The sequence below is a fragment of the Micromonospora arborensis genome, assembly GCF_003205615.1.
Taxonomy (GTDB): Bacteria; Actinomycetota; Actinomycetes; order Mycobacteriales; family Micromonosporaceae; genus Micromonospora; species Micromonospora arborensis.
The window spans coordinates 1-250 of record NZ_PYBV01000097.1; the positions used below are offsets into that span (position 1 = coordinate 1).

1 pseudogene is annotated in these 250 nt (G+C 78.4%); it reads right to left on the reverse strand.

Annotated features, from left to right (window positions below):
- Positions 1-250: pseudogene (locus tag C7C45_RS34340) on the reverse strand (hypothetical protein); the annotation flags it as partial.

Genomic DNA, 250 nt, shown 5'->3' on the forward strand with positions numbered 1-250 from the left:
GTCGACCCGGTGGGACGCGACGTTCCGGCGGCCCCCAGCGACGTGTCGTCGCCGTCGGGGGTGACCGGCTCACCGTCCGCGTCCGGGTCGACCATCTCCGGTGTCGCGCTGCCGTAACCGGCCGCGCCGGCGGCCACCGCGTCCGGGTCGGTCCCCGGGGCGGCATCCCGACGATGCAACTCGGCCGTGGGGTCGGCCCGCAGACCCTCGCGCTCGCCGTCCTCGGCACCGTCGCCCGGCTGGGCCGTCC